Here is an 8024-nt window from a genome sequence, read left to right as displayed (position 1 = left end):
GCTCCGGTGCAGTTTTCCGCGACGTCGCAGACGCCCGCGGAAGAGCGGCAGACGGTCGCTGCGCTCGCGAAGCAGTCGTCGGTCGACTCGTTGCATGTGCTGCCGCAGATTCCGCCGCCGGTGCACGGGTCGCCCGCGTGCGACGAGCATGTTCCGCCGCTGCAGGTATCCGCGCCGTTGCAGAACTGCCCGTCGTCGCACGAAGCGGCATTGCTCGGATGAGCGCACGTTCCGCTGCCGTTGCAGAGGTCGTTGGTGCAGACGTTTCCGTCGCTGGTGCACGGCGTCGAGCCGCTCGCGAAGGAATCGGCGGGACACGTGGCCGCACCGCTGCAGACTTCGGCGGTGTCGCATTCGCCGGTGGAGGCGCGGCATGTCACGGATGTCGAGGCGAATCCGTCGGTCGGACACGAAGAAGAAAGACCGCTGCAGGTCTCGGCCACGTCACAGATTCCCGACGCGGTACGGCAGGTGTTTCCCGACGAGAAGCCGTTGGCAGGACAGGTCGTGGAAGTTCCGGTGCAGGTTTCGGCGACATCGCAGACGCCCGCCGCACTACGGCAGACGGTGGACGCGCTTGCGAAGCAGTCGTCGGTCGATTCGTTGCAGGTGCTTCCGCAGATGCCGCCGCCCGTGCAGGGATTGCCGGCGTGGCCGCTGCAGGTGCCGCCCGAACAGGTGTCCGCGCCGTTGCAGAAGAGCCCGTCGTCGCAGGATCCGGCCGTGTTTTCGTGGCCGCAGCCGAAAAGGTCAGGATTGGATCCACCGCAGATCTCGCCGGTGCACGGGTTTCCATCCGGCACGCAGTCTGCGTTGCTCACGCATTGCGGGACTGTCTGCGTCGTGTTCAGCAGCGCGCACTGGCACTTCGAGGCCGTGCCGGGAACTGCGTCGGCGATGCCGCCGCAGGTCGCGCCGGAGCTCTGCGCGTAGGCCGAGCAGATTGTCAGATCGAATTTGCCGTCGTGGTCCAGGTCGGTGCAGGTCGCAGTCACCGGGCCCACGGGAACGTTGTTGGCGATCTTCGTGAAGTCGCCGCAGGTGTCTCCGTCGAGGTTGACGCTGCCGGCGTTGTTGTCGACGTCGGTGTTGTCGACGATGCCGACCGTGCAGGTGCCGGTCAGCGCGTCGATGCCGTCGTGGCTGATGTAGAATCCGAGGTCGTAACGAAAGTTCGACCGCGGGGCGAGGTCGACCGTGCCGCTGAACGTCCAGGTGTCGCCGAGAAAGTCACACGTGTTGGAGATCGAAGTGACGGTGAAGACCGTCAGACTGAGATCGTTCGCCGTGCAGTTCAGACTGCCTCCGCCCTTGAGCGTGTACGCATCCTGCATGCATGGGCCGTCTGCACTGACTGCACTCGCTTCGCGCGACGGTCCGAATGTCATGGCTGCAATCATTGCGAACACAGTGGCCGCACCACGATGGCGCCGCAGGCTGCACGAGATTCTATTGATCGGACTCATGTGACTCCCTCTCCCTCGGCGCCGAACTCACGGCGTCGACATCTTGTTGACGATGAACGGCGATCCCCTGCTGCAAACCGCATTGCAACGAGCTGCGACGTGCCGACGCAGCTGCGAATACGGTCGGAAGGCGCCACCTGTTTGCTCCACTTCGCGTCTTGTCGCAAAGGAAACGGGCGTGCCGATTTGTATTATCTGAGGGGTTTTTGCTTGCGCACAGCGCGGGCGTGAATCCGATCACTCAGGACATTCTTGAGATTGCCGTGAGCGGCACGGGGTGAATCCCGGAGAACCCCGGGGTCGCTTGCGGAACTCCCCTCAAGCTTCTTCGCGGGCTTCCTCGTCCTCTTCCACGCGCCGGATGCGAACCTGGCTGATCCGGTTTCCCGAGACGTCGACGACGACGATTTCATAACCGGGAAGCGAGACGTTCTCCCATCGGCGAGGCGCGCGCCCGAGAAGATTGAAGATCAGGCCGGCGATCGTATCGCCGCGCTCGGCGGGGATGTTCCAGCCGCTCTCGCGATTGAAGTCGAGTACCTTGACGCGTCCGAGCGCCTCGAAGTTGTCGTCGGCGAGCCGGCGGATCGTCAGCAGCTCCTCGTGATCGAACTCGTCGCGGATCTCGCCGACGAGCTCCTCGAGGATGTCCTCCTGCGTGACGATGCCGAGCGTGACGTTGAACTCGTCCTTGACGATCGCCATGTGCAGGAACGCCCGCTGCATGTCGGCGAGCAGCGGCAGGATCGGTTTCCGCTCAGGCACCCGCAAGGCGTTCTTCAGTATGCCTCGCACGTCGCTTCCGCCGTCCTGGACGAGCTTGACGAGGTCCTTCAGGTGAAGGACGCCGATCACGTGGTCGATGGTTTCCTCGAAGATCGGAACCCGCGTGTAACGATCCTCGAGGACCTGGGTCAGGATTTCCGACGCGGGGGTCTCCGCCGGAAAACCGGTGACCTCCGCGCGTGGGACCATGATGTCGGATACCGTCATCTCGGACGCGCCGGCAGCGGCGCCGATGATCGCGGTCACCGATCCGGTCGGCGCCATTTCGGAATCTTCCGATTCCTGCCGTGCCAGCCGCAGAATCTCGTCGGTGCGGCTGACGTGGCCAAGCACCGCGGGTCCTCCGGCCACGCGCTCGACGAGCGGGCCGAGGAACCGGTCCATCAGGATATGCAGCGGCCGCAGGGCGTTGTGGATGAGGTAGAGCGGAATGGCGACGTAGTTCGACACGCCGCGCGGATGATGGGCCGCCACAGCCTTCGGGAAGATCTCGCAGAGCAGGAATACGACGACGGTCGTTCCGATCGCCGCGACGAAAACGCCCCATTCCGGGCCCATCAGGTCGACGAACACGGCCGAAGCCACCGAGGCGGCCAGGATGTTCGCGATGTTGTTGCCGAGCAGAAGCGTGAAGAGCAGTCGTGACGTGGACTTGACCAGATCGCGGATGGCGAGGCCGGCCGGTCCGTTGCCCTTTTCGATCTCATCCTCGATCTCGTGCTCGCGCAGCCGCAGCAACGCCGTCTCGGATGCCGCAAAGAATGCGGAGAGGGCGATGCAGACGGCGATGATCAGCAGCGAGGTGAGGACGCTCATGAAAGGGTGGAGATTGTATGGTGCGAGAAGGGGGACTTGAACCCCCACGGCCTTTCGGCCACTAGGCCCTCAACCTAGCGCGTCTGCCAATTTCGCCATTCTCGCAATCGAACGCAGCGCTCTGGAATCGCGCGTTTTAGGGCTCGCTGCGTCCGCCGTCAACCTGCCGATCAGTGCGCCGCAGGCGCAGGAGCCGCGGGCTTCGTTTTCGAAGGTGCGGGCTTTGCGGCCGTGGGCGCTGGCTTTGTCGCCTTCGGCGCCGGCTTTGCAGCAGCAGGCGCGGGCGGCGCAACTTTTGGTTCAGTTTCAGCCGCGGGCGGCGCCGCAGCCGGAGCGGTTTCCTTGACCGACGGCGCAGCAGCTGGTGCAGTTTCCGCAGCAGGAGCGGCCGCCGGAGGTGCAGATGCGGGAGCGGCAGCTGGTGCAGTCTCGCCGGCAGCGGGAGCGGCTGCAGGTGCAGCAGCGGGTGCGCTATCGCCGGCCGCCGGTGCAGCGGCGTTCGGAGCGGTATCGCCTGCCGGCGGCGTAGCAGGAGCCGCAGCGCCGGCGGCGGGCTGCGCGGCCGGCGCATCACTTGCGGCGGGCGCAGCGTTGTCGGCCGCAGGAATCGTCACGGGCTTCGCCTCACCGATCGGAGCTCCGGTCGGGGCGGCGGCAGGAACCTCGGCTTGCGGCGTGACCGGAATCGTCGATTCCGCGCGCGGCGGAGCGGCAAGCGGCTCGGACGTATCGTCGAATACCGACGCGCGTCTCGCCGAGGAGACCGCAAGAAACAGCGCCGTCGTCAGGAAAGCGACCGCGGTGAACGTCGTCACGCGTGCAAGGGGATTGGTCGAGCTTCCCGAGCCGAACATCGGCGTGCTTGCACCGCCGAACGCCGCGCCCATGTCTGCGCCGCGGCCGGCCTGAAGCAGGACGACGAGGATCAGGGTGATGCACGACAGGACATGAAGGGTGATCAGTAAAGTGGTCACAGGCTCGACTCCTCAAAATGAACGATGCGAAGAAAATCTTCGGCGACAAGGCTGGCTCCGCCGACGAGCGCGCCGTCGACGTTGGGGCAGGCCATGATCTCGTCGATGTTGCCGGGTTTGACGCTGCCGCCGTAAAGGATGCGGACTTTGTCGGCGATGCCGTCGGGCGACGCTTCACGCAGGACGCGCCGGATCCGCGCGTGGACTTCCTCGGCCTGCTCGGGCGTTGCCGTGCGGCCGGTGCCGATCGCCCAGACCGGCTCGTACGCGATCACGAGGATCTGGAGCGCGTCGGCGGAAAGCTCGACCAGACCGTGACGCACCTGGGTTTCAACAACCGTCATCGTTTCGCCGGCGTCACGCTGGGCCAACGTCTCGCCGACGCAAACGACGGGAATCAGGCCGGCCACGAACGCGGCAGCGGCCTTCTTGGCGACGGTGTAGTCGGTCTCGCCGAAGAACTGCCGGCGCTCGGAGTGACCGACGATCGCGTAGCGGCATCCCGTGTCGGCCAGCATGGGGCCTGAGATCTCGCCGGTGAATGCGCCGGACTTCTCCCAGTAAAGGTCCTGCGCGCCGACGCCGACCGGCGAACCGGCGACCGAATCGACGACGTCACACAATGCGGTAAACGGCGGAGCGAGCATGACCTCGCGACCGGACAGATCGCGGCAGCCATCGGCGACGGCCTTTGCGAGCCGGCGCGCGTCATCGCGAGTCGCGGGCTGCAGCTTCCAGTTGCCGGCCAGCAGCGGAGTTCTCACGAGCATGCTCCGTCCGCGAGCGCCGCGATGCCCGGCAGCGTGTCGCCTTCGAGAAACTCGAGCGATGCGCCGCCGCCCGTCGAGACATGCGTGACTTCGTGCGAGCGTCCGGACTTGGCGAGCGCGGCGACCGAATCGCCGCCGCCGATCACGCTGTGCGCGTCGGAGTCCGCGACCGCGTTGGCGACAGCCATCGTGCCGGCCGAGCACGAGTCCCACTCGAAGACTCCCATCGGACCGTTCCAGAAGATCGTCTTCGCGCCCGCGATGATTCCGCGGAAAATTTCCCGGGAGCGCGGGCCGATGTCGAGGCCCATCATGCCTTCGGGGATGGTCTCGTCCGCAGTCGTCGAGACGGGCGCGTTCTCATCGAAGTCGCGCGCGACCACATGGTCGACAGGTAGCGCGATGCGCACGCCCTGAGCCTTTGCGTCGGCGAGCAGCTTCCTCGCCACGTCGACGTGATCGTCGTCGACGAGCGAGGCGCCGACACTGACGCCGCTCGCGTGAAGGAACGTGTAGGCCATCGCGCCGCCGATGATGAGCGCGTCGATGCGTCCGAGCAGATTGCTCATCAGCTCGATCTTGTCGCCCACTTTGGCGCCGCCGACGATCGCGACGAACGGCTTCGGAGGATCGTGAAGAAGGCTGCTGAGCGCCTTGACCTCCTGGAGCAGGAGGTACCCGGCTCCCTTGTCCGCGACGAAGCGCGCCATGCCGGCGGTCGATGCGTGGGCGCGATGCGCGGTGCCGAATGCGTCGTTGACGTACACGTCGCAAAGCGCCGCCAGCGCGCGCGAGAAGGTTTCGTCGTTCTTCTCCTCGCCCTTGTGAAAGCGCAGGTTCTCGAGCAGCACCACCTCGCCGGGCTTCATGGCCGCGATGTGTTTTTCGACATCGGGGCCGATCGAGTCCGGCAGCATCGCCACCGCAAAGCCGAGCTCTTCGGAAAGCTGTTCGGCGATCGGAGCCAGCGACAGCTCGGGCGTGAACTTTCCGCCCGGCCGCCCGCGGTGCGATGCCAGGATGACCTTCGCTCCGCGCGAGCGCGCGTACTGTATGGTCTTCAGCGGCGCGCGGATCCGCGTCGCGTCCGTGAGGCGCCCGTTCTTGACCGGGGCGTTGAAGTCGACACGGATGAACACACGGCGTCCATCGATCGGCAGCTGCTCGATGCTCTTCACGGCGAGGAAGGGCTCAGAGCGTTTCGGCGAGCATGGCGATCACGTCGCACATGCGGGCCGAGAACCCCATTTCGTTGTCGTACCACGAAAGGATTTTCGAGAAGCCGGGCTCGAGCACCTTCGTCAGCGGCGCATCGAAGATCGAAGAATGGCGGTTGCCGTTGAAGTCGCTCGAGACCAGCTCCTCGTCGCAGTACTGGAGGATGCCTTTCATCGGACCGTCGGCGGCCTTCTTGACGGCTGCGTTGATCTCTTCGGCCGACGGCTTCTTGTCGGTCTCGAAGACGAGGTCGACGACCGACACGTTGGGCGTCGGCACGCGGATCGCCATGCCGTCGAGCTTGCCCTTGAGCTCGGGCAGCACGAGTCCGACGGCGCGCGCGGCGCCGGTCGTGGTCGGGATCATCGACAGCGCGGCGGCCCGTGCCCGGCGCATGTCGTCGTGCGGAAGGTCGAGGATGCGCTGGTCGTTCGTGTACGAATGGATCGTGGTCATCATGCCGCGCTTCAGGCCGAAGCTGTCGTTGAGGACCTTGGCGACCGGCGCGAGGCAGTTGGTCGTGCAGGACGCGTTCGAGATCACGTCGTGCTTCGCCGGATCGTAGGCGTCGTGGTTGACGCCGTAGCAGAGCGTCAGGTCGGCGCCGCTGGCCGGAGCGGAGATGATGACCTTGCGCGCGCCGGCCGCGAGGTGGGCCGCAGCCTGGTCCCGCTTCGTGAAGCGCCCGGTCGACTCGACCACTACGTCGACGCCGAGGCTCTTCCAGGGCAGCTCGGCGGGGCTTTTGGCCGACAGGACCTTGATCCGCTTCCCGTCGACGACGATCTCGGAGTCGGCCGCGCTGACCGAACCGCGGAAGATGCCGTGCACGGAATCGTACTTGAGCAGGTGCGCAAGCGTCGCAGCATCGGTGAGATCATTGACGGCAATGATTTCGAATTCGCTGCGCCCTGCAGCGGCACGCAGCATGTTGCGCCCGATTCTGCCAAAGCCATTGACGCCGACGCGGATGGGCATGATCGAAGTCCTCCGGGAAGGTGCGGCAAGCCGCTAATTTTTCAAGGGAAAGCCCGCCGCGTTTTCCACGGGTCCGGCGCGAAGTCAAGGTACCCGGCGGGTGGAATGCGAAGTCGCAAACGCTGTGCGCGCCGCAACTTCGACGCGATCGCATGCGCGCGCGGGTTCGCAGAATGCGCACAATCTCACCGCAATGGCGCCGCTGGCGACGCGAGCGCATCGACGCGCCCGCACTCCACAAAATTGACAGCCTCTCCCAGCGAGAATACCTTCCGCGAGGATGTGGTGCGGTCGTGCGGTGGCCTGATCAGTGACTCCTCAACCTGAACATTCTTTCGTCAGCATGCTGACCGGCTCCGGTCCGGTCGTGCTCGCGGTCCTTTACACCCTGATCGCGGCCTCGGTCGCGAGCTGGGGAATCGTCATTTTCAAGGCGCGGCAGCTTCGTGCGGCTCGTCGCGGTGCGGAAGAGTTCCAGAAGCTCTTCTGGGAAACGCGCAACCTGGCCGAGGTTTCGCGGGCCTGCGCCCAGCTCGGGCCCAACCCTCTCGCCGCCGTGTTTACGGCCGGTTACGAGGAGCTGCTGCGGCTTCGAACCAAGAAAAAGGCCGCCGCCGAAGAAGGATTCAGCACCGAGCTCGCCGGCATTGCGAACGTCGAACGCGCGATGCGGCGCGCAGCTTCGCGCGAACGCATCGAGCTCGAGAAGCTCCTGACGTTTCTGGCGACGACCTCGAGCACGGCGCCGTTCATCGGGCTTTTCGGGACGGTCTGGGGAATCATGAATTCGTTCCGGGGCCTCAGCGCCGGTGGTCCATCGAGCATCCAGGCCGTGGCGCCCGGCATCTCCGAAGCCCTGATCGCGACGGCAGCCGGCCTGGCGGCCGCGATCCCGGCGCTCGTCGCGTACAACCATTACGCCCGGGCGGCGCGCCTGATTGCAGGTGAGATGGACAGCTTCATTTCCGAATTCCTCAATATTGCCGAACGCCACTTCCTCAACTGACGTGACGCGA

The 8024-nt window shown here is 65.6% G+C and carries 7 protein-coding genes and 1 tRNA gene; 1 reads left to right on the top strand and 7 read right to left on the bottom strand.

Features of this window, described 5'->3' with window-relative positions; genetic code table 11:
• From VN634_15330 to gap, 7 genes are all read right to left on the bottom strand, one after another.
• Positions 1-1466 (bottom strand): hypothetical protein (locus tag VN634_15330; GenBank protein HXC52255.1); only part of this gene is annotated, 1466 nt, incomplete at its 3' end.
• 318 nt (positions 1467-1784) lie between these two features.
• On the bottom strand, positions 1785-3068 hold the full coding sequence (locus VN634_15325; protein ID HXC52254.1) for a hemolysin family protein: 1284 nt from the start codon (positions 3066-3068) through the stop codon (positions 1785-1787).
• An 18-nt stretch (positions 3069-3086) separates the two neighbouring features.
• Positions 3087-3173 (bottom strand) — tRNA-Leu (locus VN634_15320).
• 65 nt (positions 3174-3238) lie between these two features.
• Complete coding sequence (secG, locus tag VN634_15315; GenBank protein ID HXC52253.1) at positions 3239-4042, bottom strand: preprotein translocase subunit SecG; 804 nt, start codon at positions 4040-4042, stop codon at positions 3239-3241.
• Entirely contained in the window at positions 4039-4806 is a 768-nt protein-coding gene (gene tpiA, locus VN634_15310) for a triose-phosphate isomerase (protein HXC52252.1), read from the bottom strand. Before tpiA ends, secG begins: the two co-directional genes overlap by 4 nt.
• On the bottom strand, positions 4803-5990 hold the full coding sequence (locus VN634_15305) for a phosphoglycerate kinase (protein ID HXC52251.1): 1188 nt from the start codon (positions 5988-5990) through the stop codon (positions 4803-4805). Before VN634_15305 ends, tpiA begins: the two co-directional genes overlap by 4 nt.
• Positions 5991-6003: 13 nt before the next feature.
• Positions 6004-7008 (bottom strand): type I glyceraldehyde-3-phosphate dehydrogenase, encoded by a 1005-nt coding sequence (gap, locus tag VN634_15300; GenBank protein ID HXC52250.1) that lies wholly within the window; start codon positions 7006-7008, stop codon positions 6004-6006.
• Between the two features lie 310 nt (positions 7009-7318).
• On the opposite strand from gap, the gene VN634_15295 reads away from it, so the two are divergent.
• Complete coding sequence (locus VN634_15295) at positions 7319-8014, top strand: MotA/TolQ/ExbB proton channel family protein (GenBank protein HXC52249.1); 696 nt, start codon at positions 7319-7321, stop codon at positions 8012-8014.
• Positions 8015-8024 lie beyond the last annotated feature (10 nt).

The sequence above is a fragment of the Candidatus Limnocylindrales bacterium genome, assembly GCA_035571835.1.
Lineage (GTDB): Bacteria > Desulfobacterota > Binatia > UBA1149 > CAITLU01 > DATNBU01.
This window is presented reverse-complemented; position numbering and strand designations above follow the sequence as displayed.

Coding starts and splice junctions, on each gene's coding strand:
- VN634_15325 (HXC52254.1), bottom strand. CDS start 3,068: ATGAGCGTCCTCACCTCGCTGCTGATCATCGCCGTCTGCATCGCCCTC.
- gap (HXC52250.1), bottom strand. CDS start 7,008: ATGCCCATCCGCGTCGGCGTCAATGGCTTTGGCAGAATCGGGCGCAAC.